At 72.3% G+C, this 23,617-nt stretch carries 19 protein-coding genes; 11 read left to right on the top strand and 8 right to left on the bottom strand.

The genetic code is table 11. The features are described 5' to 3' along the window. The first annotated feature begins 17 nt into the window (after positions 1–17). The 3 genes from AB0J69_RS56065 to AB0J69_RS56055 all read left to right on the top strand — a co-directional run bounded on the left by AB0J69_RS56065 (position 18) and on the right by AB0J69_RS56055 (position 3,636). On the top strand, positions 18–377 hold the full coding sequence (locus AB0J69_RS56065) for a hypothetical protein (RefSeq protein WP_364136455.1): 360 nt from the start codon (positions 18–20) through the stop codon (positions 375–377). Then, entirely contained in the window at positions 365–679 is a 315-nt protein-coding gene (locus AB0J69_RS56060) for an MGMT family protein (RefSeq protein WP_364136453.1), read from the top strand. The genes AB0J69_RS56065 and AB0J69_RS56060 overlap by 13 nt, the downstream gene beginning before the upstream one ends. Positions 680–888: 209 nt before the next feature. Beyond that, positions 889–3,636 (top strand): CDP-glycerol glycerophosphotransferase family protein, encoded by a 2,748-nt coding sequence (locus AB0J69_RS56055; RefSeq protein ID WP_364136451.1) that lies wholly within the window; start codon positions 889–891, stop codon positions 3,634–3,636. A gap of 7 nt (positions 3,637–3,643) precedes the next feature. Here the strand turns inward: AB0J69_RS56055 and AB0J69_RS56050 are convergent, their stop codons facing one another. After that, the gene (locus tag AB0J69_RS56050) at positions 3,644–4,270 is read right to left on the bottom strand and encodes an NUDIX domain-containing protein (RefSeq protein WP_364136449.1); all 627 of its coding nucleotides are present in this window, start codon (positions 4,268–4,270) and stop codon (positions 3,644–3,646) included. A gap of 81 nt (positions 4,271–4,351) precedes the next feature. Continuing rightward, the gene (locus tag AB0J69_RS56045; protein ID WP_364136447.1) at positions 4,352–5,014 is read right to left on the bottom strand and encodes a class I SAM-dependent methyltransferase; all 663 of its coding nucleotides are present in this window, start codon (positions 5,012–5,014) and stop codon (positions 4,352–4,354) included. Between the two features lie 238 nt (positions 5,015–5,252). On the opposite strand from AB0J69_RS56045, the gene AB0J69_RS56040 reads away from it, so the two are divergent. Together AB0J69_RS56040 and AB0J69_RS56035 are read left to right on the top strand one after the other, a co-directional pair. After that, on the top strand, positions 5,253–8,399 hold the full coding sequence (locus AB0J69_RS56040; RefSeq protein WP_364136445.1) for an ATP-dependent DNA helicase: 3,147 nt from the start codon (positions 5,253–5,255) through the stop codon (positions 8,397–8,399). Beyond that, on the top strand, positions 8,393–11,674 hold the full coding sequence (locus AB0J69_RS56035; RefSeq protein ID WP_364136443.1) for an ATP-dependent DNA helicase: 3,282 nt from the start codon (positions 8,393–8,395) through the stop codon (positions 11,672–11,674). Before AB0J69_RS56040 ends, AB0J69_RS56035 begins: the two co-directional genes overlap by 7 nt. Here AB0J69_RS56035 and AB0J69_RS56030 read toward each other — a convergent pair. Genes AB0J69_RS56030 through AB0J69_RS56015 form a run of 4 tightly spaced genes read right to left on the bottom strand, consistent with a single transcriptional unit; the run spans position 11,634 to position 16,845 of the window. Next, on the bottom strand, positions 11,634–12,701 hold the full coding sequence (locus AB0J69_RS56030; protein ID WP_364136441.1) for a type III PLP-dependent enzyme: 1,068 nt from the start codon (positions 12,699–12,701) through the stop codon (positions 11,634–11,636). The two genes, AB0J69_RS56035 and AB0J69_RS56030, sit on opposite strands and share 41 nt — an antisense overlap. Then, positions 12,698–14,230 carry an IucA/IucC family protein gene (locus AB0J69_RS56025; protein ID WP_364136439.1) on the bottom strand — a complete coding sequence of 511 codons (1,533 nt, stop codon included), beginning with the start codon at positions 14,228–14,230 and terminating at the stop codon, positions 12,698–12,700. Before AB0J69_RS56025 ends, AB0J69_RS56030 begins: the two co-directional genes overlap by 4 nt. Continuing rightward, on the bottom strand, positions 14,231–15,706 hold the full coding sequence (locus tag AB0J69_RS56020) for an IucA/IucC family protein (RefSeq protein ID WP_364136437.1): 1,476 nt from the start codon (positions 15,704–15,706) through the stop codon (positions 14,231–14,233). Beyond that, positions 15,703–16,845 carry a siderophore biosynthesis protein gene (locus AB0J69_RS56015; RefSeq protein WP_364136435.1) on the bottom strand — a complete coding sequence of 381 codons (1,143 nt, stop codon included), beginning with the start codon at positions 16,843–16,845 and terminating at the stop codon, positions 15,703–15,705. Before AB0J69_RS56015 ends, AB0J69_RS56020 begins: the two co-directional genes overlap by 4 nt. 145 nt (positions 16,846–16,990) lie before the next feature. Between AB0J69_RS56015 and nudC the strand changes: the two genes are divergently transcribed. Beyond that, a complete protein-coding gene (gene nudC / locus AB0J69_RS56010) occupies positions 16,991–17,965 on the top strand; it encodes an NAD(+) diphosphatase (RefSeq protein ID WP_364136433.1) in 975 nt (324 codons plus the stop codon). 3 nt (positions 17,966–17,968) lie between these two features. Here the strand turns inward: nudC and AB0J69_RS56005 are convergent, their stop codons facing one another. Both AB0J69_RS56005 and AB0J69_RS56000 read right to left on the bottom strand, forming a co-directional pair. Next, positions 17,969–18,217 (bottom strand): mycoredoxin, encoded by a 249-nt coding sequence (locus tag AB0J69_RS56005; protein ID WP_364136431.1) that lies wholly within the window; start codon positions 18,215–18,217, stop codon positions 17,969–17,971. Positions 18,218–18,307: 90 nt separating this feature from the next. Next, positions 18,308–19,192 (bottom strand): alpha/beta hydrolase, encoded by an 885-nt coding sequence (locus AB0J69_RS56000; protein WP_364136429.1) that lies wholly within the window; start codon positions 19,190–19,192, stop codon positions 18,308–18,310. Positions 19,193–19,354: 162 nt separating this feature from the next. On the opposite strand from AB0J69_RS56000, the gene AB0J69_RS55995 reads away from it, so the two are divergent. The 5 genes from AB0J69_RS55995 to AB0J69_RS55975 all read left to right on the top strand — a co-directional run bounded on the left by AB0J69_RS55995 (position 19,355) and on the right by AB0J69_RS55975 (position 23,423). After that, positions 19,355–21,400 (top strand): ATP-dependent DNA helicase UvrD2, encoded by a 2,046-nt coding sequence (locus AB0J69_RS55995; RefSeq protein ID WP_364136427.1) that lies wholly within the window; start codon positions 19,355–19,357, stop codon positions 21,398–21,400. A gap of 139 nt (positions 21,401–21,539) precedes the next feature. After that, entirely contained in the window at positions 21,540–22,409 is an 870-nt protein-coding gene (tesB, locus tag AB0J69_RS55990; protein ID WP_364136425.1) for an acyl-CoA thioesterase II, read from the top strand. A 116-nt stretch (positions 22,410–22,525) separates the two neighbouring features. Then, entirely contained in the window at positions 22,526–22,795 is a 270-nt protein-coding gene (locus tag AB0J69_RS55985; protein WP_364136423.1) for a hypothetical protein, read from the top strand. A 129-nt stretch (positions 22,796–22,924) separates the two neighbouring features. Continuing rightward, a complete protein-coding gene (locus AB0J69_RS55980; RefSeq protein WP_080045300.1) occupies positions 22,925–23,194 on the top strand; it encodes a WhiB family transcriptional regulator in 270 nt (89 codons plus the stop codon). A gap of 64 nt (positions 23,195–23,258) precedes the next feature. After that, positions 23,259–23,423, top strand: a complete 165-nt coding sequence (locus AB0J69_RS55975; RefSeq protein ID WP_364136421.1) for a hypothetical protein — start codon at positions 23,259–23,261, stop codon at positions 23,421–23,423. Positions 23,424–23,617 lie beyond the last annotated feature (194 nt).

The raw sequence follows: 23,617 nt of genomic DNA, 5'->3' as shown, positions 1-23,617 counted from the left end.
CGCTATGGTCCCGCGTCATGGGATACGAGCTGCGGGTGGTGCGTGAGTCGCCACTCGCCTTCGCGGAGCTCGCGAAGGCCATCGCGCCGGCCGGTTTCGAGCTGCGCGGATCTGACGAGATCGTGGCCGGTCATGCGGGCGGCAGGCACGCCGTGGCGCGCTGGGAGGGCCACCTCGTCGGCGAGCCCGGCTCCGACTGGCAACTGGCCCAGCTGCTGAGGTTGTCGACCGCGCTCGGCGCCCGGCTCGTGGGCGAGGACGGCGAGGTGTACGCCCTGCGGGACGGCGTCATCGAGGTCACCACGGCCGGCACCGTAATGGAGATCGGCAAGCTGCACGAGATCATCGACGCCGGCCCGGCCGCATGGAGCCCGTGAACCCCTTCGTGGAGCGGGTGCTCGAACTCGTCGAACGCATCCCGCCCGGCAAGGTCATGGCGTACGGCGACATCGCCGAATACCTCGGTGAGGGCGGCCCCCGGCAGGTGGGCAAGGTCATGTCCACCTGGGGCGGCGGCGTTCCGTGGTGGCGCGTCGTACACGCCGACGGCAGCGGCGCCGCCCCTGACCACCTGCAACGATGCCTCGCGCACTGGCGCGAGGAGGGCACCCCGTTGCGCGGCGAGCGGGTGGACATGCGCCTGGCGAGGTGGAACGGGCGTTCAGGCGATTTTCAGTAACCCTATTGACCTGCTGTTTCGCCGAACGGGCGATTCTGTGACATGTGACTCCCATTACCATGGGCAGAACACTTGATGGCGGCCCGAAAGGCGGTGCCACCCCTATGGCCACCGGCGTCACAGCCCAAAGCCAGGGCGGCGAGTCGCTCGCCGACCGCCTGAAGGCTGTCCAGGATCTCTGCGATCGTGGCGAGCCTCTCGAGGCGGTCATGCGAGCGGTCGGCCCTGGCGGTCGCGACGCGGCGTTCGACGCCGAGGTGCTCAGCGGCCCCCTGGGGTCGCGCATCGAGCTGGCGGTCAAACGCGGCGCCGCCCGGCGGCGCGAGATGCTCGATCTCGTACGCCCCTACCTCGCCGGCGTGGACGCGGGGGTCAAACGCGACCTGCCGGTCGCGCGCCGGCTCATCTGCCACCTCATCGAGCACCGCCCCGACGACGAGCTCGTCGACGGCGAGACGCTCGCCACGGTGGTGGCCGCGGCGGCGGAGCCGTCCAAGCGCATCCGCAAGGGCCTGAGCTGGTACGCCGACCTGCCCTTCCGCGACGAGCTGCCGCCCGACCTCTACCGCCTGCGCCGCTCCGACCTGGTGCCGGTGACCCACATCGACGACATCGTCTGGGCCGACGGCAAGCTGCGCGTGTCCGGTTTCGCCTACCTGGCCGGGCTCTCCGTCCGCAGCCGCCGGTTCAACTGGGCGACCGTGGTGCTGCGCGGGCCGCGCTGGCTGCCGCCGATCCGCATGCGCACCCGCCGGGTCCTGGCCCCCGAGGCCACCCACGGCGCGCGCGAGCCGGGCTGCAACTACGACTGGTCCGGCTTCACCGCCGAGCTGAGCCCGTGGCCGCTGCGCTGGCGCGGCGCCGTACGCGGCATGGTCCACGGCGTGCGCCGCCGCATGCGCCACCGGCCCTCCGTGCCCGACGCGACGACGTGGCGGGCCGAGATCGTGTTCTGGAGCCGGGGCGCGCGGGCGACGGGCCTGCTGCGCGGCTCCTCCATCGGCCGCCCCGAGCGGCCCGCGGGGCTCAAGCTGAAGCCCGGCTGGTGGGTCCGGCCGGTCTGGACGTCGGACCGGGCGCTGCAGGTCGTGCTCCAGCCCAACCGGGCCGAGCTGACCGGCGTGTCCGTCGACGGCGACCGCCTCGAGCTGAAGATCTTCCTGCCCGGCCGCCAGGTGACCAAGGGTCACGCCAGGCTGGGCGGCCACCGCATCGCGGCCGACTTCACGCCGTCCGGCGACGGCACGCAGGTGCTGGTCGGGCTGGCCGTGCCGGCCCTCCTCCAGGAGAAGGACGGCCGGCGGCTCTGGGTCGAGCCCAAGGGCGACCCGGCGGCCTCCGTCATGCTGGCCGACGCGTCGGAGACCCGCACGCCCGTGGGCGACCGCGAGATCACCGTGCTCGGCGACCGCCGCGACCGGGTCGTCGTCTCCGCCCACCGCATCCGCCCGGTGATCACCTCGGCGCTCTGGGAGGGCGAGGCGCTCGTCCTGCGCGGCCATTACCCCGACGCCGAGGGCTCCCGCACGCTGACGCTGCGGCACCGGTCCGGGCTGTCCTACTGGCTGCCGATGGAGCGCTCCGGCGAGGAGTTCTCCGTACGCGTCGAGCCCGCGTCCATGGACCGCTTCGGCGAGGCCGTGCCGCTGTCCTCCGGCACCTGGAACCTGTCGCTGCGCCACCCGTCGGGTGAGATCGTTCCACTGCGCATGGACCACGCGGCCCTGGGCGGCCTCGACGAGGCTCCGCGCACGCTCGGCGGCCACGTCTACCGCATGATCTCGACCCGCTTCGACGTGCCGGTGATCACGGTCGAGGAGGCCAGGCCGGCCGAGGAGCGCGGGGTGGCGGGCACCCACGTCCTGCGCCGCGTCTTCTACCCGGCCCAGCGCACCGAGCCGCTGCGCGACTCGACCGTCTACGTCGTCAACGACGGCCGCCTCTACGCCGACAGCGTCCGCGCCATCTACGAGGAGCGGCTGCGCAGGGGCGACGACCGCGAGCACATCTGGATCGTCAAGGACGGCGCCTTCGTGCCGCCCGGCGGCGCGACCGCCGTCCGCGCGGGCAGCCGCGAGCACCACGAGGCCCTGGCCAGGTCCCGCCACATCTTCACCAACTCGTTCCTGCCCGTCTGGTTCCGCGCCCGCGAGGACCAGGTGGTGGTGCAGACGTGGCACGGCACCCCGGCCAAGCTGATCGGCAACGACCAGCCCCACATGCAGCGCGACCCCAGGCCGCCGATCTGGCACCGCCAGGCGGCCGAGGTGCGCGGCTGGGACCTGCTGCTGTCGCAGTCGCCCTGGGCCACGCCGGTGCTGCGCAAGGCGTTCGGCTACAAGGGCGAGATCCTGGAGAGCGGCCTGCCGCGCAACGACGTGCTCAACTCGCCCGACCGGGACGCCCTGGCCGCGGCCGTGCGCGAGCGGCTGGGGCTGGTCCCGGGCAAGCGGGTGGTCCTGTACGCGCCGACGTGGCGCGACTACGACCGCAAGAACGCCATGGTCAAGCTCGATCTGGCCAAGGCCCGCGAGGCGCTGGGCGCCGACCACGAGATCCTCGTACGCGCTCACCCGATGCAGGCCATGCCCGCCGTCCCCGACATCGCCCGCGACGTCACTACATATCCGGACATCGCTGATCTCCTGCTCGTGGCCGACGTGCTGGTGACCGACTACTCCTCGGTCATGTTCGACTTCGCCGCCACCGGCAAGCCGATCGTGCTCTACGGCTACGACCTGGCGAAATACTCCTCGAAGCGGGGCCTCTACGTGGACCTGCCCGAGCAGGCGCCCGGCCCGCTGCTGTCGACGTCGGCGGAGGTGGTCGAGGCGCTGCGGTCGATCGACGAGGTGGCGGCGGCCCACGCGGACCGCTACGACGCCTTCCGCGCCACGTTCGCCCCCCGCGACGACGGCAAGGCCACCGCCCGGGTGGTGGACCACCTCTTCTCCTGAGGCGCCCTCAGAAGAGTTCGGGAAGATCGTCGGGCAGGAGATATCTCCGGCCCGGGTCGTAGCCCGTGTCGAAGGCCAGGTCCGCCGCCTTCGGCACGGCGTGCTCCGGGAGGTTCTCGGCGAGCAGGTAGAGCAGGGCCGACATGCTGGTCCCGCAGACGATCTCCCCGTTGTCGATGAGCTTGCGCACCCCGGCGAGGTGCACCCACTCCACCCGCTCGGCCTCCCAGGGGTCGGAGGGCGGCCCGATGTGCCTGGCCGACTCGGCCCGGTAGATGTGGTGCAGGTCGTCGGAGAACCCGTTGTTCGGCTGGATCGACAGCAGCGGCCGCAGCGGCCCGGGCCGCCAGCCGGTCTCCTCCTCGACCTCGCGCGCCGCGGCCGCCCGCGGCATCTCGCCGTCGTCGACCTGCCCGAGCGGGATCTCCCAGCCCCAGCTGTCGGTGATGAAGCGGTGGCGCCAGATGAGCAGCACGCGGTCCTTGTCGTCGGTGACGACGGCCCCCGCGCCGGGCGCCGCGCGGACGAGCCGGTGATCGAGATGGCGCCCGTCGGGCAACTCCACGTCCGCAACCCGGACGTCCAGCCATTCGTCGGTGTAGAGGGACTTCTCGGAGTGCACCTGCCATCGCATGCGATCGAACCCCCGCACGAGGCGAAATGTTGACCCTACGTTACAAGGCCACACGCTCCGTATGTGGGAAATCGGGCGAAGTCACGTCCGGAGCTCGACCTCCAGGGTCAGCGGCGACTGCCTGACCTCGTACGAGGCGAACCCCGCGTCCGCCAGCAGCGCCTCGAACCCGGACTTGGTGTACGCCCGCCGGGGCAGGAACGACCGCAGCGCGAGCCTGGTGAACGCCCTGGACATCGCGCCCATCCGCATCAGCGCCACGTCGTCGTCCACGGCCTGCCTGGACACGTCCTTGCGCAGGTCGACGATGAGCCCGCAGGCGCCCGGCCGCAGGACCCGGCGCATCTCCCGCAGCGCCCCGGCGGGGTCGGAGAAGTTCTTGAACGCGGCGCAGCAGATGAGGAAGTCGAAGCTGTCGTCGTTGAACGGCATCGCGGCCGCGTTCCCGAGCCGGAAGTCCACCTCCACGCCGGCCTCGGCCGCCTCGGCGCGGGCGATCGCGACGAACGTCTCGCTGATGTCGAGCCCCGTGACCGTGTAGTCGCCGGTCCTGGCCAGGGCGATCGACAGGTAGCCGGGGCCGGGGGCCACCTCCAGGATCCTGGCCCCCTTGGCGGCGTACTCCCGGGTCCTGGCGACCTGCTCGTCGTACCTGGCGAGGGCCTTGCCGTTGCTGGTGGCGTACCAGCGGGCGATGGCGCCCTCCATGCCGATGCCTTTGTACCCCTTGCTGGTCTTGGTCATGAAAAGACGATATATCGCGTCAAAGTGCTGTCAAGATATATCGCGGCTCCGATGACGCTGGTGGCGAACAAGCCCCCGGCGTGTCACCACTAAACCTGGCATTTGCCTCGATACCGTAGGCGGATCGCGAGGGGAGACCGGGCAAGTCGGCACGATCTACCCCTGTGGTCTGGTGGAATCTAGTGCTGTGAGTGCTCAGACCTGGCGGTTGGTGCGAAGAGGTGGCGGGGGGCCGAATGTGCCGCCTGAGCTCGATGAGCACCAGCGTGCCGTGGTCGAGCACCGGAGCGGGCCCCTCCTCGTTCTCGCAGGTCCGGGCACCGGCAAGACCACCACGATCGTCGAGAGCGTGGTCGACCGGATCGAGCGGCGCGGCCTCGACCCCGAGCGCGTGCTCATCCTCACCTTCAGCCGCAAGGCCGCCGAGGAGCTGCGCCAGCGCGTCACCGCGCGGCTGCGCCGCACCACCCGCACCCCGCTCGCCCTGACCTTCCACTCCTACGCCTACGCGCTGCTGCGCCGCGAGTCCGTGCTGGCGGGCAAGGCCCCGCCGCGCCTGCTCACCGGTCCCGAGCAGTTGCTGGAGATCCGGCGGCTGCTCCACGGCGAGCTGGAGAACGGCGCGCCCGGCTGGCCCGTGTCGCTGCGCGAGCCGCTCAAGACGCGCGGCTTCGCCGAGGAGCTGCGCGACTTCCTGTCCCGGGCCAACGAGCGCGGGCTCGACGCGGAGCGGCTGGTCGCGCTCGGCCGGCTGCACGGGCGCGGCGACTGGGTGGCGGTGGGGCGGTTCGCCGAGCGCTACCAGGACCGGTTCGACCTGGCTCCCGAGGAGACCTACGACTACGCCGAGCTGATCGGGGCCGCCACCGCGCTGCTGGCCGATCCCCAGGTGCGCGAGCGCGAGCGGGCGGCGCACGACGTGGTGTTCGTGGACGAATACCAGGACACCGACCCGGCCCAGGAGCTGCTGCTGACCCAGCTCGCCGGCGACGGCCGCGACCTGGTCGCGGTCGGCGACCCCGACCAGTCGATCTACGGGTTCCGGGGCGCCGACGTGCAGGGCATCATGAAGTTCCCCGAGCGCTTCAAGACCCTCCACGGCCGCGAGGCCCCGGTGCTGGCGCTGCGGGTGTGCCGCAGGAGCGGCGCCGACCTGCTGGAGGCCTCCCGCCGGGTGGCCGCCAGGCTGCCGGTGGCCCCCGCGCCGGAGCACGACCAGCGCCACGGGCACCGCGACCTGCTGCCGCTGCCCGACGCCGACCCCGGCGACGTGCGGGTGCTGCTGGCCGACAGCACCAGCCAGGAGGCGGCGATCGTGGCCGACACGCTGCGCCGCGCCCACCTGATCGACGGGGTGCCCTGGCACCGGATGGCGGTGCTGGTCCGCTCGGCCAAGCGGCAGGTGCCGCTGCTGCGGCGGGCGCTGGTCAACGCCGGGGTGCCGACCATGATCGCGGGCGACGAGGTGCCGATCGCGCAGGAGCCGGGCGTGCGGCCGCTGCTCACCATGCTGCGCGTGGCGATGGACCCGTCCCAGCTCGACGAGGGGGTGGCGGAGGAGCTGCTGACGGGCCCGCTCGGCGGCACCGACATGATCGGCGTACGCCGCCTCCGCCGCGCGCTCAAGATCGCCGAGAACGAGGCCATGAGCGCCGCCGCCGACGAGGCGGAGCCGCTGCCCGGCAAGCCGCGCTCGTCCGGCGAGCTGCTCGTGGCCGCAGTCAAGGACGTCCGCGAGCTGACCCGCGTCGAGCCCCACATCGCCCTCCCGGCCGAGCGCGTGGCCAAGCTGCTGGCCGACGCCCGCGAGGCCGCCCGGCAGGAGGGCACCGCCGAAGACCTCCTGTGGGCCGTCTGGCAGGGCAGCGGCCTGGCCGCGCGCTGGACCGACCTGAGCCTGGCGGGCGGCCCCAGGGGCGCCCAGGCCGACCGCGACCTCGACGCCGTGGTGGCCCTCTTCGACCACGCGGCCAGGTTCGTTGACCGGATGCCGATGGCGGGTCCCGAGGTGTTCCTCGACGACCTGGCCGCCCAGGAGATCCCCGGCGACACGCTGGCCGACCGGGCCCCTGACGGCGACGCCGTACGCGTGCTGACCGCCCACCGCTCCAAGGGCCTCGAATGGGACGTCGTGGTCGTGGCGGGCGTGCAGGAGGGCATCTGGCCCGACCTGCGCCTGCGCGGGTCGATGCTGGGCGTGGAGGACCTCGTGGAGGTGGTGGAGGGAGCGGAGCCGAGCGCCGCCTCGCTGGCCTCCAAGCTGCTGGCCGAGGAGCGCAGGCTGTTCTACGTGGCCGCCACCAGGGCCAGGAGCAGGCTGGTGGTCACCGCCGTCGGCGGCGAGGACACCGACGAGCGCCCGTCCAGGTTCCTGTCGGAGCTGATGCCGGGCGCGGTCGAGACGGCCACGGTGGACGACCGGGCCCGCTGGCTGAACATGTCCGCCCTGGTCGCCGACCTCCGCAGCGCGGTGACCGACCCCACCAAACCGGGCAGGCTCCGGCAGAAGGCGGCGCGGCAGCTGGCCCGCCTGGCCGCCGCCGGGGTCCAGGGCGCCCACCCCAACGACTGGTACGCCCTCACCCCCATCTCCGACGACCGCCCCCTGAGCTGGCCCGACGGGATCGTCAACATCTCGCCTTCGGCGGTCGAGAGCTTCACCAAGTGCGGCCTGCGCTGGCTGCTGGAGACGGCGGTCGGCGCGGCGGGCACCAGCACCGCCCAGGGCCTGGGCAACGTCATCCACGCCCTGGCCGTCCTGGCGGCCACCGACCTGCCCAGCGAAGACCTCCTGGGCGACCGCCTCGACCAGATCTGGAGCGACCTCGACTTCGGCGGTGTCTGGTACAACCGCAAGCAGCGCCAGGTGGCCGAGCAGATGATCGGCAAGTTCCTGCGCTGGCACAAGGAGAACCCGCGCGAGCTGGTGGCCCTGGAGGAGGCGTTCACGGCGATGGTCTCGGAGGGCGTCCAGATCAAGGGCCGGGTCGACCGCGTGGAGCGCGACTCGGACAACCGCGCGGTGATCATCGACCTCAAGACGGGCGGTTCCAAGCCCAAGGCCGGCGACCTCGACCGCCACCCGCAGCTCGGCGTCTACCAGCTGGCCGCGCTGCTGGGCGCGTTCGCCCGGCACGGCATGACCGAGCCGGGCGGCGCGGCGCTGGTGCAGCTGGGCAAGGCAGCGGGCAAGAACGACGCCCTGGAGCAGAAGCAGGGCGCGCTGGCCGAGGACCAGGATCCCGGCTGGGCCAAGGACCTGGTCGACACGGTGGCCACCGGCATGTCCGGCCCGTTCTTCCAGGCCAAGGTCAACGACGGCTGCCGCACCTGCGCGGCCAGGGCGAGCTGCCCGGTCAACGACAACGGGGGCCAGGTGTGCTGACCCCCGCCGAACTCGCCGGCAAGCTCGGCGTCCTGCCCCCGACCCCCGAGCAGGCGGAGGTCATCGAGGCCCCGCTGGAGCCGATGGTCGTCATGGCCGGCGCCGGCTCCGGCAAGAGCGAGACCATGGCCGGCCGTGTGGTCTGGCTGGTCGCCAACGGCCTGGTCAAACCGGAGAACGTGCTGGGGCTCACCTTCACCCGCAAGGCCGCCGCCGAGCTGGCCACCAGGGTCAGGGAGCGGCTCAACGGCCTGGCGGAGGCCGGCCTGGTCGCGCCGGGCGCGCTCGACAACGAGCCGACCGTGTCCACCTACCACGCCTACGCCGCCCGCCTGGTCACCGACCACGCCCTGCGCGAGGGGCTGGAGCCCACCATGCGCCTGGTCACGCCGGCCGTGTCGTGGCAGCTCGCCTCGCGGGTGGTGGCGATGTACGACGGGCCGATGGACAAGATCGAGCTGGGCCCGCCGTCGGTCACGGCCGCCCTGCTGGAGCTGGCGGGCGAGCTGTCCGAGCACCTGCGGGCCGGCTCCGACGTACGGCGGGTGGGGGAGTGGCTGCAGGACAGGCACGCCCTGCTCCCCGGCCGGACGACGCTCGCCCAGCGCAAGCCGCTCACCGTCCAGGCGGCGAGGGAGCAGCTCCTGCCGCTGGTGGAGGCGTACGAACGGCTCAAGCGCCGGCGCGAGGTCATCGACTACGGCGACCAGATGTCGCTGGCCGCCCGGATCGCCGCCGGCCACAAGGAGGTCGGCGAGATCGAGCGCTCCCGCTACTCCGTGGTCCTGCTCGACGAATACCAGGACACCAGCCACGCCCAGCTCGTCCTGCTGCGCTCCCTCTACGGCGGCGGCCACGCGGTCACCGCCGTGGGCGACCCGTGCCAGTCGATCTACGGCTGGCGCGGCGCCTCGGCCGGCAACCTGCGCCGTTTCTCCCGCGACTTCCGCACCGGCACGGGCGACCCGGCCCCGGTCCGCCAGCTCAGCGTCAGCTTCCGCAACGGCGACCGGGTCCTCGACGTCGCCGCCCGGGTGCAGCTCCCGCTCCGCATGGAGGCCCGCGAGGTCCCGGTCCTGGTCCCCGGCCCCAACCGGGTCGACCGGGGCCGCGTCACCTGCGCCTTCCACGAGACCGCCGAGGACGAGGCCAGGTGGATCGCCGACGGGATCGCCAAGATCCTCGGCCAGGAGGTCGCCCCCGACGGCCTGCCCTGGGGCGAGAGGGAGCGAAAGAAGACGCTGGCCGTGCAGCCGCAGGACGTCGCCATCCTGGCCCGCAAGCGCTCGCAGTTCCCCGCGCTGCGCCGGGCCCTCGAGGACCGCGACATCCCGGTCGAGGTCGTCGGCCTCGGCGGCCTGCTCACCGTGCCCGAGGTCAACGACATCGTCGCCACCCTCCGCGTCCTGTACGACCCCACGGCCGGCGACGCGCTGGCCAGGCTGCTGGCCGGCCCCCGCTGGCGGATCGGCCCGGCGGACCTGCGGGTGCTGGGCGAGCGCGCCAGGGAGCTGGCCCGCGAGCTGAGCGACAGCCGCCGCCAGGAGGACCCGCTCGACCAGGTGGTGGCCGACCTGGCCGAGGAGCGCGGCAGCCTGGTGGACGCGCTGGACGAGCTGCCCGACCGGGAGGCGTGGCTGGAGCCGTTCTCGCCGCTGGCCCGCACCAGGCTGGTCGCGCTCGCCCACGAGCTGCGCCACCTGCGCGCGCACACCGCTCAGCCGCTGCCCGACCTGATCACCGAGGTCGAGCGCAGGCTCGGCCTCGACGTCGAGGTGGCCGCGCGCAGCGGCACGGCGGGGGCGTTCGCGGCGCGGGCGGATCTCGACGCGTTCCTCGACGCGGCCTCCAGGTTCGCGGGCGACTCGGAGGACCCGACGCTGGGGGCGTTCCTGGCCTACCTGCAGGCGGCGGAGAGCGAGGAGTTCGGGCTGGAGGCGGGCCGGGTCGGCGAGAGCAACAGCGTCAAGCTGATGACCGTGCACGCCTCGAAGGGCCTGGAGTGGCCGATCGTGGTGGTGCCCGGCCTGTCGCAGCTCGTCAGCTCGAAGGGGACGATCGCGACGGGCAGCATCTTCCCCGCCACACCGGTCATGAACAGCCGCTGGACCGACAACCCGCGCAAGCTCCCCTACACCCTGCGCGGCGACGCCGCCGACCTGCCCCGGCTGGGCGGGCTGAGCAAGGAGGAGCTGGCGGCCTTCGACGAGCACTGCCGCGAGCGCGACCTGATGGAGGAGCGCAGGCTCGCGTACGTGGCCGTGACCCGCGCCCACTACCACCTGATCGCCTCCGGCTACCGGTGGGGCACCGCGACCAAGCCCCTGGAGCCGTCCGACTTCCTGCTGGAGATCCGCGACACCGCCGACCGGATCTCGTTCTGGGCCGGCGACCTGGCCGAGGGCGCGACGAACCCGCTGCTCGCCGAGCCCGCCGAGGCCACCTGGCCGGTCACGCCCGAGGGGCTGCGCTACGAGTCCGTGCTCGACGGCGCCCGGCTGGTCGAGGACGCATTGGCCGGCACGCTCGGGCCGGACGACGAGGACGAGCCGCTGCGGGCCTACGAGGAGGAGCGCCTGCGCGCCTGGGAGCGCGACACCGACCTGCTGCTGCGCGAGCGCGAGCTGCACCGGCGCAAGCCCGCGACGACCGTCGAGCTGCCCACGAAGCTGACCGTGTCGTCGCTGGTCACGCTGGCCGCCGACCCGCGCGAGCTGGCCCGCAGGATCCGGCGGCCGGTCCCGGTCAAGCCGGCGCCGCTGGCCCGCCGGGGCACCTCGTTCCACAAGTGGCTGGAGACCCGGTGGGACCAGCAGCGGCTGATCGACGACTTCGAGCTCTACGACGAGGAGCTCGAAGAGGCCGACGTGCGGCTGGCCGAGCTGCAGGAGCGGTTCGAGGAGAGCGAGTGGGCCGACCGGCGGCCGGTCGATCTCGAGGTGCCGTTCGAGACCATGATCGCTGATCGGCTGGTGCGCGGGCGGATGGACGCCGTCTTCGAGCGGGCGGGCGGCGGTTACGAGGTGGTCGACTGGAAGACCGGCCAGCCGCCCAGGGGCAAGGCGGCGAAGGCGGCCACGGTGCAGCTCGCCGCCTACCGGCTGGCCTGGGCACACCTGGCGGGCGTGCCGCTGGAGCAGGTGGGCGCGGCCTTCCACTATGTACGCGCCAACCGCACCGTGCGTCCGGTCGACCTGCTCGACGCCGACGGCCTGGTCGCGCTCATCGAGGGTGTCAGGCTCTTAGATAGTGGAAAGCCGGCTTCGGGTGCATGAGGAAGTCGTGGTGCGAGATGTTCCAGGCGTAGGCCCCGGCCATCTCGAACACCACGGTGTCCCCGACCCCCACTGAAGTCACGACATTTCGGGCAAAAAGGTCTTTTGGGGTGCAGAGTTGGCCGACGAACGTGACCGGTTCGCCGGCCACGCCGCCCCTGCCCGTACGCAGGACGTGGAGCGGCTGGTCGTGCCCCTTGGTCACCGGCGTGCGCAGATGGTGCGTGCCGCCCAGCAGGATCGCGTACGCCTGCCCGCGCACCCGCTTCACGTCCACGACCTTCGTCACGTAGTAGCCGCAGTAGACGGTCAGCGCCCGCCCGGGCTCGATCCGCAGCCGCCTGCCCCGTCCCAGCCCGGCCAGCCCCGCCCCGTAGGCGGCCCAGTCGAACCTGGACTCCGGCGTGGCGTAGGAGACCGCCATCCCGCCGCCCAGGTTGACCTCCTCGTAGGCGTTGTCCAGCAGCGCACCCGCCAGCCCCAGGAGCTGCGGCGCCGCCAGCCCGCTGGCCAGGTGGGTGTGCAGGCCGCGCAGCCGTACGCGGTCGCCGAACAGCGGCAGGCACTCCGCCACCCCGGCCTCGTCCATCCCGAACGGCCCGCTCATCGTCAGCGCCGCGCCCTCGACCGGCAGGTCCGGGTTGAGCCTGAGCAGCACGTCCGCCTCCAGCCCGGTGCCGAGCAGGCGGCGCAGCTCGTTCGGGGACTCGACGTGCAGGCGGTGGTGCGGCAGCCGCAGCTCGGCGTCGGTCTTGCCGGGCCCGCCCAGCGCCACCGGCATGCCCGGGAACAGGGCCGTCACGTGCGCGTGCTCGCCCGCCGACGACACCTCGAACCCGTCCACGTGCCCCGCCAGCACCCGTAGCAGCTCGGCGTCGGGATTGGCCTTGACGGCGTAGTACAGCTCGGTGGCCCCCAGCGCCCGCCGTACGGACGCGACATGCTCGTCCAGCGCCGGCAGGTCATAGAGGTAGGCCGGGACCTCCGCGAGGCCCAGAGCGGCCTCCTGGACGCGCGGCCCGATCATGCGAGCGGGTTCGCGATCGGGACGTAGCCGGCCGCGCGGTCGGCCGCCCTGGCCCAGCGCACCCCCAGGTTCGCCTTGGCCGGCAGGGGCGCCCCCGCCAGCAGGTCCGACAGGGGCAGCGGCCAGCCCAGACCGGCGGCCTGGCGGGCGAGCAGGTCGCGGGCGATCCGCCACAGCTCGCGCAGCAGCCCGTCGTCCTCACCCGCGACCGTGGCGGCGATCTCGGTCAGGTGGTTGACGAGCAGGCAGTAGACCACGCGGGCCCAGCCGCGCTCGGCGTCGTAGCTGAGCGCGCGGGCCACCTCGGGATGCAGGCCGCCGAGGTCGTGGCGGCCCGTGACGAGCTTGGTGCCCTCCAGGTCGCGGAAGACGGCCTGCGCGGGCGTTCCGGAGGCGTCCAGGCCGACCAGGACGTTCTGCAGGTGGGGCTCCAGCACCACGCCGTGCGTGAAGTACAGCTCCAGGACCGGCAGCGCGACCACCGTCACGTACGCCCGCCACCACGCGAGCGGATCGTGTGCCGGGGCGTCCAGGGCGAGGGCGGCGGCCAGGACCGGGGTGACGCCGGGGTCGCAGACGGCCCACGGGCTCTGCCTGACGATCACCCCGAGCCCTTCGTGGAGCCGGGTGCCCAGGGCGGCCGACCGGTGGCCGGGCTCGGGGAGCCAGCGGGTGGCGGGGTGCTCGGCCGCCACCTTCTCGAAGACGGGCGTCAGCCGTCCGGTCAGCTCCACCGCGCCGGCCAGCTCGTACCAGGCGTTCTTCCGCACGCAGTTCGTGATCCGGACGTCCAGGGAGAACTTCAGGCAGACCTCCGCCGCAGGGGCGTAGACGGTCCGTACGGACGAGGTCGGCACCACGACGGGCCCCGGCCCCAGGTCGAGCAGCTCGCCCCCGAGGACCGGCCGCAGCAGGTCGAGCTGCCACGGATGCGCCGGCAGCACCCGGTACCCGGCGGGCGCCCGGCCCATCGCGTCGAGCGCCGCCACGTCGCCCTCCTCGGCCAGCACGTCCTCCCGCACGCCGAGCAGCCGGACGGGGAACTCGGCATGCGCCTCCGGCGCGTACCGCAGCCAGCCGTCCCCGCCGCGCGCCTTGGGGCTGGGGTGGAACGGGTGGCCGTACACCAGCGCCTGCTCCGAGGCCAGCCAGGGGTCGGCGGGCGGCACGGCCCCGGCCCGGGCGGCCAGGATCGCCGCCACGGCGTCCCTGCTGGCCGCCACCTGCCCGGCGAACTCGCCGTTGTGCCCCTGCAGCTCCGCCTCGACCAGGCCGACCAGCTCGTCGGTGGACAGCGGCTGCCAGGCGCCGGCCCGCAGGCGTTCGGGCGGGCCGTCGAAGCGCAGGGCCGCCCCGCCGTGCGTACGGGCCCGCAGCAGCACCCCCGCCACCCGCAGCAGCAGGTACGGCGGTGCCGGCCACACCAACCCGCGCGGCCCGGCCACCTCCCGCACGCAGCAGCGCAGCAGGGCCGCCAGCGTCGCCTCCTCGGCCAGGCCGGAGGGCGCGTCGATGGCTAGTCCGGGCATTCAAGCTCTCCTCAGGTAGTTCGGCCCGCTGGTGCCGTAGAACTTGTTGATGTCGCGCGCGCCGGAACGTTCCTTGGACACCAGCGTCCCGGCAGTGATCATGGATTTGCCGGTGAGCCGGGCCGCGTCGAGCGTCCTGGCGCGCAGGAGCCTGGCCATGGGGTCGTCGCCGTACTCGTCGAGGGCCTCGGCCAGCGTGTCGCGCAGCAGCGCGGCGGCCCGGTCGTGCGGCAGCGCCGCGAACGTCACGGCGGCGGCGGCCAGGTGCAGCGTGATGGTCACGAACACGTCGGCCAGGGCGTGGGGGTCGTCGGTCAGCATCCGCTCGTCGGCGAAGGCCGGCACCTCGACCCCGGCGGCGCGCAGCCGCGAAGGCGAGGCCAGCAGGCCGTCGTTGTCCTTGACCAGCAGCCGCAGGCGGTCGCCGCCGCGGATCAGGGCGAGGTTCTGCTGGTGGGCCTCCAGGGCGACGCCGTAGCGTACGAAGAGCTTGACGTTCCACCGCAGCAGCAGCCGCAGATAGTCCGGCAGCACGTCGCCCAGCCCGTCGAGCACACCGGGCGCGCCCAGCGCGGCGACCGGCACGATCTCGCCCTCGGGCAGCCGCCGGACCATCCAGGCGAGATACTCGTGCCCGGCGTGCGCGTGGGTCTGCTCGTCGGCCGGCACGACGTCGGGGTCGGCCAGCTCGCGCAGCAGCAGCTCGGCCCGGGCCCCGTCGGCCAGGACGCCCGGCTTGATCGAGCGCCGGTTCCTGACGCCCAGGGTGCTGATGGGCAGGGGCAGCTTGAGATGCACGCGCGGGCCGACCTCGACGGTCCGCATGGACAGCGTGGGCCGCACCCATACGGCCGACTCGTCCAGCACCCGCACCCCGTCGATCTTCCGTACCTCGTCCACGGCCAGCGGATGCACCGGGAAGAGCACCTCGCCGGCCCCGAGATCGCCACCGAACGGCGGCGCCACGTCGGGAGGCAGCCGGTCGGCGGAGCCCGGCACCACCGCCCACCGCAGCTCGAACGAGGGCCCGAACTCCGGCGCGTACGCCCGCAGATCGTCTTCGGACAGCCCCACCCGAGCCCGCGACGTCGGGTAGACCGGGTGGTCCACGAAGGCGGCCAGTGTCTCGTAAGAGGGCCCGGACCGCAGCACCTCCTCCGCCACCCCGTCGTGCAGCTCCAGCGCCGCCAGCGCGGCCAGGCACTCCTCGAAGAAGGCCGCCACCCCTTCGGAGTCCGCCGGGTGGGCGAGCTCCACCAGCGTCTCCAGCACCTGTTCCAGCCCCAGCCGCTCGTCCGGCGCGACCACGAAGTCCTGGAACAGCACCCCGGGCGCCAGCCGGACCCATCGCCCGTCCGCCAGCAGCAGCCCGACCCCGTCCTTGGTCCTGGTGACGCGGGAGGCCAGCCCGCCGTAGTCCTCGCGCAGCAGCGCGTCGAGCACCCGGGCGGCCAGGTACGCCTCCCGAGCGCTCATTCGACCACCCACGGCCGCGCGGCCCGGTACTCCGCCACGGCCGCGTCCACCCGCGCCCGATCGGGCCCGACCGCCCGCACCACGCCCAGGTAGTCCCTGTTGGTGTGCGTCAGGGAGACGACGTCCCCCACCTCGCGCAACGGCCGGTGCCACAGCCGCACGTCGCCGCTGACCACGGACTCGTGCCCGGGGGCGTCCTTGATCGTCCCGGGCCGGTCCGCGACCAGGCTGACCGCGCTCGCGTGCCTGCCGGCGGCGTCCGGCACGGCCGGCACGCGCTGCCCAAGGTGCACCCGCAGGATCCACTCGAACAGCGGCACCCCGAGCACCTCACCCAGCAGGAAGTCGCAGTGGTCCCCGATCACCCGGTAGTTCACCTCGATGATCCGGGGCCCGGCGGGGGTGACCACGTACTCGGTGTGGCAGGCCCCGAACCCCACCCCGAGCGCCCGCAACGCCGCCAGCACGTGCCCGTGCGACCCGTCCGGCGGCGCCCAGTCGAGCCGCTCCTCCACGAAGTACGGCAACGCCCCGAGCGTCGTCTCGAACCCCCCGAGCACCCGCAGCCCGCCGTCGTCCCCCAGCGTCTCCAGCGTCCGCAGCGGCCCTTCGAGGTATTCCTCCACGACCAGCGCCTCGCCCGGCCGCCGCCGCCTGACCTCGGCCACCGCCCCGACCAGGTCGCTCTCGACCAGCATCACGTCCTCGCTGGCCACCCCCTCGCGGGGCTTCAGCACGACCGGGTACGGCGGGTGCTCCGGCACCGGGTCGCCGGGCCCCAGCCGTACGGAGAACACCCGCTCGACCCCGGCCTCCGCCAGCCTGCGCCGCGCCAGGAACTTGTTCTTGGCCGCCGCGCACGCCCGCCAGTCCTTGCCCGGCAGTCCGAAGTAGGATGCGGCGAGCGCGGTCTCCGCCTGCAGGTGGTCGGAGTTGGTGAAGATCGCGTCCGGCCTGCCGAGGTGTTCGACGGCGTCGATGAGAGCGCGGGGGTCCCGCACGTCACACGCCACCGCGTGCGGATGGTGCTCGGGCCGGTCGGTGAGGATCGTGACCTCGCAACCGAGTGCCCGGGCCGCCGGCAGGAAGCCGTCCGTCACGGAATCGGTTGGTTTGAGCGCGGTCAGGTAGAGCCGCAACGCGAAGGCACCCCCGAAGAATCAGGTAAGGCTAACCTAACTCGTCGATCTTAGCCCCCGAGAGATCACCCCGGGGCCCGGATACCGTAATCGCCGGCTAACTGCGAGGTCATAGGATGACATGGGATTCAGGAGGGGGCGGCCAGTGGAGACGACCGCGGAAGAGCAACTCATCGGACCGCTGCTCCTCGCACGCGGCACCATCGACCGGTCCTCGGCGCTGCGGGCCGACGACGGGTGGCTGGAGCGGGCGTGGTCCGATCCCGCGACCAGGGTGCTGGTGATCGACAACGGTCACACGCTGGTGCGGCGGTCGGGAGACGAGGTGCAGGCGGTGCTGTTCACGCCCGCGGACGCGCCACCGGGGCCGCGCTACCTGCTGGGCCTCGAAGACGGGGTCGCCTACTTCGCGGTGGCCGCGCCGCTGCCGGGCCTGCCCAACGGCGACCTCAACGGCCGCGTCACGATCCCGATGACCCTGCGCGACACGCCGGAGGGCCAGCCGGTGGCGGCCGGGCTGCGCCAGGCTGGGGGCCTGCTCGGCGACCGCGACGCGGGCCTGCTGGTCTACGCCGTGGCGCTGGAGGCGTGGCACTCGACGCACGAGTTCTGCCCGCGCTGCGGCAGCCGCACCGACGTCGCGGCCGGCGGCCACATCCGCGTCTGCCCGCAGGACTCCAGCCAGCACTTCCCGCGCGTCGACCCGGCCGTGATCATGCTCGTCCGCGACGCGGACGACCGCTGCCTGCTGGCCCGCGGGCCGCACTGGCCGGAGGGGCGGCTGTCGATCCTGGCGGGGTTCGTGGAGCCGGGGGAGTCGCTGGAGGCGGCCGTCGTGCGCGAGGTCGCCGAGGAGGTCGGCATCGTCGTCACCAACCCGCGCTATCTCGGCAGCCAGCCCTGGCCGTTCCCGCGCAGCCTCATGCTCGGCTTCTTCGCCGAGGCGATGACGACCGCGCTCACCCCCGACGCCGACGAGATCGCCGAGGCGCACTGGTATTCCAGGGAGGAGATGGCACGGGCGCTGGAGTCGGGCGAGCTGCGCCTGCCGCCTCCCGTGTCGATCGCCCGCCGCCTGATCGAGACCTGGTACGGCGGCGAGCTCGTCGGCGACTGGTGACCGTCAGGCCGCTTCGAGCAGGGCCTTGACCTCGATGGCCGAGGGGTTCGTGCGCACGACGCGACCGTTGGGGGTGTCGATCACGACGGTCGGCACCACCTGGTTGCCGTTGTTGACGCTCATCACGAAGTCGGCGGCCGACGGGTCACGCTCGATGTCGATCTCGTCGAAGCTGATGCCCTCGCGAGCGAGCTGGGACTTGAGCCGCTTGCACGGGCCGCACCAGGTGGTGCTGTAGATCGTGAGCGCCATCTCGGGACACCCTCCAAGGTCAAGGAATCAGGCGATCGGTGCAACAACGCCCAGTTCCTGGTTAATCCCGGATCTGCCTGGTCCGGTCCCCTACCCGATCCGCTCGGCGATCCACGCCTGCACCCGCTCGGCCACACCGGGCTCCCGGTAGAGCGGCGAGCTGTGGTTGACCCCCGGCGCGGTGAACACGGTCACCGGCACGCCCACCTGCCCGAGCATCTGCTTGAGCAGCTGGCTCTGCACCGGCGGCACGAACTCCTCCGCCGAGTGGATGGTCAGCATCGGCGCGTCCTTGCGGCTGGCGTGCCAGGCCACCTCCATGCTCGCCCAGACGCGCGAGCACTTGCCCTTGGGCGCGCAGCCGCCGGCCAGCTTGATGGCGGCCGTGCGCAGCTTGCGCTTGTTGGGGTCGGTGGCCTTCTCGCCGTCGGAGTAGGCGCGCAGCGGCGAGATGATCGGGGACAGCCCGACCACGCCCTTGAGCCCGTTGATGCCGTCGCCGTACGTGCCCACGGCCGCCGCGATGTGCCCGCCCGCGGAGAAGCCCACCAGCACGTAGTTGCCCGCGTCGAACGCCCACTTGTCGGCGTGCTTGCGCGCCATGGCGATCGCGGCCAGGGCGTCGGTGCGCTGCGCGGGCCAGGCGGCGTCGCCGGAGAGGCGGTAGTTGAGGTTGAAGACCGTGTAGCCCATCTCGGCGTAGCCGCGGGTGATCTCCTTCATGTACTTCTTGTCACCGCTGGACCACCAGCCGCCGTGGACGAGGAAGATCCCGGGCCGCTGCTGGCCGTCGGGCGTCCACCAGACGTCCATGCTCTGGCGCTGGTGGGAGCCGTACTGGACGGTCTCCACGGACAACCCGCCGAGCCCCTCAGCGTCCACGGGGTTGCTGACCGTGGGGCCGGGGGCGGGGTCCTTGGCCGCGCTCGCGGTGACTGGTGTGAGCACGACGGCAGCGAGCGCGAGAACGCTCACGGAAACCGCTGTTCGCACGGCCTTCCTTTCCCCCATGCACGTGGTCGGCCCCATTGTGGGGGAAGAGACCAGTTCTTTGCATCTCGATGACTAGGAACATACGTCGGCCCGCATGTTGCCAGAATAAGGTGCTTCACCGCCACCGGCTGGAAGGATGTACGGGTGAACAACTCGGACGACGTACTGATCGGACTCGACCCCGAGCAGCGCGCGGTCGCCGAGGCCGTGCGCGGGCCGGTGTGCGTGCTGGCGGGTGCGGGCACGGGCAAGACCAGGGCGATCACCCACCGCATCGCGTACGCGGTCCGCAGCGGAGTCGTGGACGCGCAGAGCGTCCTGGCCGTGACGTTCACCACACGCGCGGCGGGCGAGCTGCGCCAGCGGCTGCGCGCGCTCGGCGCCCCCGGCGTCCAGGCGCGCACGTTCCACGCCGCGGCGCTGCGCCAGCTCACCTACTTCTGGCCGCGGGTGATCGGCGGCGAGGCCCCGTCGGTCATCGAGTCGAAGCTCCCGGTCCTGGCCGAGGCGTGCCGCCAGGTCCGCCGCAGCCCCGACCGTTCCGAGCTGCGGGACATCGCCTCCGAGATCGAGTGGGCCAAGGTCACCCAGATCGGCCCGGAAGACTACGTCGCGGCCGCCGCCAAATATCACCGCACGCCGCCGATCGCGGCCGAGGAGGTGGCCGGGCTCTACGAGTCGTACGAGCGGATCAGGCGCGAGCGTCACCTCGTCGACTTCGAGACCATCCTCGAGCTGACCGCGGCGGTGATGACCGAGCACCAGGAGGTGGCGGCGCAGATCCGCCAGCAATACCGCTATTTCGTGGTCGACGAGTATCAGGACGTCAACCCGCTGCAGAAGCTGCTGCTCGACACCTGGCTCGGCGGCCGCGACGACCTCTGCGTGGTCGGCGACCCCAACCAGACGATCTACTCCTTCACCGGCGCCAGCCCGCGCTACCTGACCGGGTTCGCGGTGGAGCACCCCGACGCGGCCGTCATCAAGCTCGTCCGCGACTACCGCTCCACCCCCCAGGTCGTCGACCTGGCCAACCTCGTCATCGCCAAGGGCAAGTCCCCGCACCGCCTGGAGCTGGTGGCCCAGCGTCCCGACGGTCCCCGGCCGGTGTTCAACGACTACGACGACGAGCCCGCCGAGGCCGCCGGCGTGGCCCGTGCCATCAGGAAGCTCCTCGACAAGGGCGTGCCGTCGCGCGAGATAGCCGTGCTGTTCCGCGTCAACTCCCAGTCGGAGTCGTACGAGGAGGCTCTGGCCAAGGCCGAGATCCCCTACGTGCTGCGCGGCGCCGAGCGCTTCTTCGAACGCCCGGAAGTGCGCCAGGCGGTCGTCCTGCTGCGCGGCGCAGCCCGCTCCGCGGCCGGTGAGCCGCTGGCCGGGGAGGTGCACCACATACTGGCCGGCATCGGCCTGACCCCGTCGCCGCCCGGCGGGGGCAAGGCCAGGGAGAAGTGGGAGTCGCTCAAGGCCCTGGCCGACCTGGCCGAGGACATGGCGGCGGACGGGGCCGACCTGCCCGCGTTCGTGGCCGAGCTCGAACGCCGCGCCTCCGAGCAGCACGCGCCCCCCGTGGAGGGCGTCACCCTGGCCTCGCTGCACGCCGCCAAGGGCCTGGAGTGGGACGCGGTGTTCCTCGTCGGCGTCACCGACGGCATGCTGCCGATCATCTACGCGGAGACCCCCGAGCAGATCGAGGAGGAGCGGCGCCTCCTCTACGTCGGCGTCACGCGCGCCAGGGAGCACCTCTCGCTCTCCTGGGCCCTGGCCCGCGCCCCCGGGGGCCGCAAGAGCCGCCGCCCGTCCCGCTTCCTCGACGGCCTCACCGGCCGCGCCTCGTCGCCGCCGCGCGTGGCCCCGTCCACCCGCGAACGCCGCCAGGTGGCCGCGCCGGTGAGCTGCCGCGTGTGCGCCAAGACGCTGGTGGTCGCGGCCGAGCAGAAGCTGGGCCGCTGCTCGACCTGCCCGGCCGACTACGACGAGGCCCTGCTCGAACGCCTGAAGTCGTGGCGCACCGCCACGGCCAAGGAGAGCAAGGTGCCCCCCTACGTCATCTTCACGGACGTGACGCTGCAGGCGATCGCCGAGCGGGCGCCGGCCACGGAGCAGGAGCTGCTGTCGATCGCGGGGGTCGGCAAGGTCAAGATCGACCGGTACGGTGAGGCCGTCCTCGCCCTGTGCCGTGCTTCGTAGCCGGGCCGCGTAACTGGGTCCCGTAACAACGGCGAAACTGCGACAGGGAATCATCAGACAAACCAGGCCCACCTTTGGGCGTGAATGGGCGACACGTCAGACTTGTCCCAGAATCGGAAAACACAAGGGGGACGGACGCGTGAACGAGGCGCTGAAGGAGCTGCTGGATCTGCTCGACCTGGAGCAGATCGAGCTCGACATCTTCCGGGGCAGGAGCCCGGAGGAGCGCATCCAGCGTGTCTTCGGCGGCCAGGTGGCGGCGCAGGCCCTGGTGGCGGCCGGCCGTACGGTGCCCAAGGACCGTAACGTGCACTCCCTGCACGCCTACTTCATCCGGCCGGGCGACCCGTCCATCCCGATCGTCTACAACGTCGAACGCCTCCGCGACGGCCGCTCGTTCACCACGCGCCGCATCGTGGCCGTCCAGCACGGCAAGGCGATCTTCACGATGTCCGCGTCGTTCCACGTCTTCGAGGAGGGCGTGGAGCACCAGGCCCTGACGATGCCGGCGGTGCCCGACCCGGAGACGCTGCCGACGTTCCAGGACAGGATGTACGAGCTGGTCGGCGACAACCCGGACCTGCGCGACTGGCTCTCGCGCCCCCGCCCGGTGGACGCCAGGTACGCCTCGCCGCTCACTTGGGAGGCGTACGCGAACCCGGAGCTGCGCAGCGCCCAGACCAACGTGTGGTTCCGCTATCACGCCGACCTGCCCGACGACCCGCTCCTGCACGTGGTGCTGGCCGCGTACGCCTCCGACTTCACGCTGGTCGACACGATACTGCTGGCACACGGCATGGCCTGGGGCGCCTCGAACGTCATGGGCGCGTCGCTGGACCACGCGATGTGGTTCCACCGCCCCTTCCGGGCCGACGACTGGCTGCTCTACGCTCAGGAATCCCCGTGGTCGGCGGGGGCCCGGGGGCTCGCCCGCGGGGAGATGTACACGGCGTCAGGTGAACTCGTGGTCTCGGTCGTCCAGGAAGCCATGATTCGCGTGATGAAGTAGACACGAAATCGCAGGTAGAAAATATGTTGCCCCTTCCCGGGTTCCCGGTTTAGGGTCATGGTCAAGCGAGTCGGACACTCCTGTTCCGACGATCCCAAGAGTGGAGGTGAGCCCCGGTGATCAGCATCAAGATGTCGGCCACGCAGTGGCGCGCCTCCGCATGCCGTGACCTGGTGAGACTCGTCGATGGTCCCGCCAAGCTGCGGCAGGAGAAGTCTGCCCGTAGCCAGACCGCCGCCTTCTATGCGCACGCCCACTCCGGTGCCGCTGCCGTGAAGCAAGGCGCTCCTGTCTACAACGCACGTATCGAACTGCCGACCAGCCAGCTCACCAAGGGTGGACTGTGCGGTCCGCCACCCTGGAGGGATGCTCCGGTCATAACCTGACCGGCAAGCAACCGCCTCCAGGCCGCGGATCCGCACACAGGATCCGCGGCCTTCTTGTTTGTCCGTGATCCCCGACCACCTACGAGGTGCCCGACCAAGATCAAAAAGATCGATCAAAAGGAGAAGCAGATGGGGGCGAAGACGATCATGGACCTGATCGACGAAGCCAAGATCCCCTGTCGTACCGACCCTGACCTGTGGTTCGCCGAGTCGCCGGAGGACGTCGAGTTCGCCAAGGCTCTCTGCGGCGGCTGCCCGATCCAGAAGGCCTGCCTGGCCCGCGCGCTCGAGCGCGAGGAGCCGTGGGGCGTCTGGGGTGGCGAGCTGATCCTCAGGGGAACGATCGTTCCCCGTAAGCGTCCGCGCGGGCGTCCCCGCAAGCACCCGGTCGCTGCCTGAACACCGGACCTACCACCAGAAAGCGAACAAACCAATGAGCGTTCATTCGACGAGGAGCCTTGCCGTGCCGGATCTGATCCATGACTTGGTAAATGACCGAATACAAACCCTCCACCGCGAGGCGGCCGAACAGCGCCTCATCCTGCGCGTCAGTCGCGTGCAGCGGGCGCGGCGCGAGGTCAAGCGGGCGAACGACCGCCTTCGCAGGGCCTTGAGCCGCCAGATCTGACCCCGGAGATCCTGCCGCCGGCGCAGGATCTCCGGTTCGGGTCCCTCCTGAGAGCCGGGGGGGGGGCCGCCCCCCGCGCGGATGATTGTGGGGCGCCGCCCCCCCCCCCCCGGCCCCACCACCCCCCACCCCCCCCCCGCCCCCCCGCGCCCCCGCCCCCAACCCACGCCCCCCCAAACCACCCCCCAACGACG

This window comes from Nonomuraea sp. NPDC049709 (genome assembly GCF_040674815.1).
Classification (GTDB): domain Bacteria; phylum Actinomycetota; class Actinomycetes; order Streptosporangiales; family Streptosporangiaceae; genus Nonomuraea.
Note: the sequence above shows the minus strand (reverse complement) of the source record. Positions and strands in the feature narration are given on the sequence as shown.

Coding starts and splice junctions, on each gene's coding strand:
- AB0J69_RS56065 (WP_364136455.1), top strand. CDS start 18: ATGGGATACGAGCTGCGGGTGGTGCGTGAGTCGCCACTCGCCTTCGCG.
- AB0J69_RS56060 (WP_364136453.1), top strand. CDS start 365: ATGGAGCCCGTGAACCCCTTCGTGGAGCGGGTGCTCGAACTCGTCGAA.
- AB0J69_RS56055 (WP_364136451.1), top strand. CDS start 889: ATGCGAGCGGTCGGCCCTGGCGGTCGCGACGCGGCGTTCGACGCCGAG.
- AB0J69_RS56050 (WP_364136449.1), bottom strand. CDS start 4,270: ATGCGATGGCAGGTGCACTCCGAGAAGTCCCTCTACACCGACGAATGG.
- AB0J69_RS56045 (WP_364136447.1), bottom strand. CDS start 5,014: ATGACCAAGACCAGCAAGGGGTACAAAGGCATCGGCATGGAGGGCGCC.
- AB0J69_RS56030 (WP_364136441.1), bottom strand. CDS start 12,701: ATGATCGGGCCGCGCGTCCAGGAGGCCGCTCTGGGCCTCGCGGAGGTC.
- AB0J69_RS56025 (WP_364136439.1), bottom strand. CDS start 14,230: ATGCCCGGACTAGCCATCGACGCGCCCTCCGGCCTGGCCGAGGAGGCG.
- AB0J69_RS56020 (WP_364136437.1), bottom strand. CDS start 15,706: ATGAGCGCTCGGGAGGCGTACCTGGCCGCCCGGGTGCTCGACGCGCTG.
- AB0J69_RS56005 (WP_364136431.1), bottom strand. CDS start 18,217: ATGGCGCTCACGATCTACAGCACCACCTGGTGCGGCCCGTGCAAGCGG.
- AB0J69_RS55980 (WP_080045300.1), top strand. CDS start 22,925: ATGGGGGCGAAGACGATCATGGACCTGATCGACGAAGCCAAGATCCCC.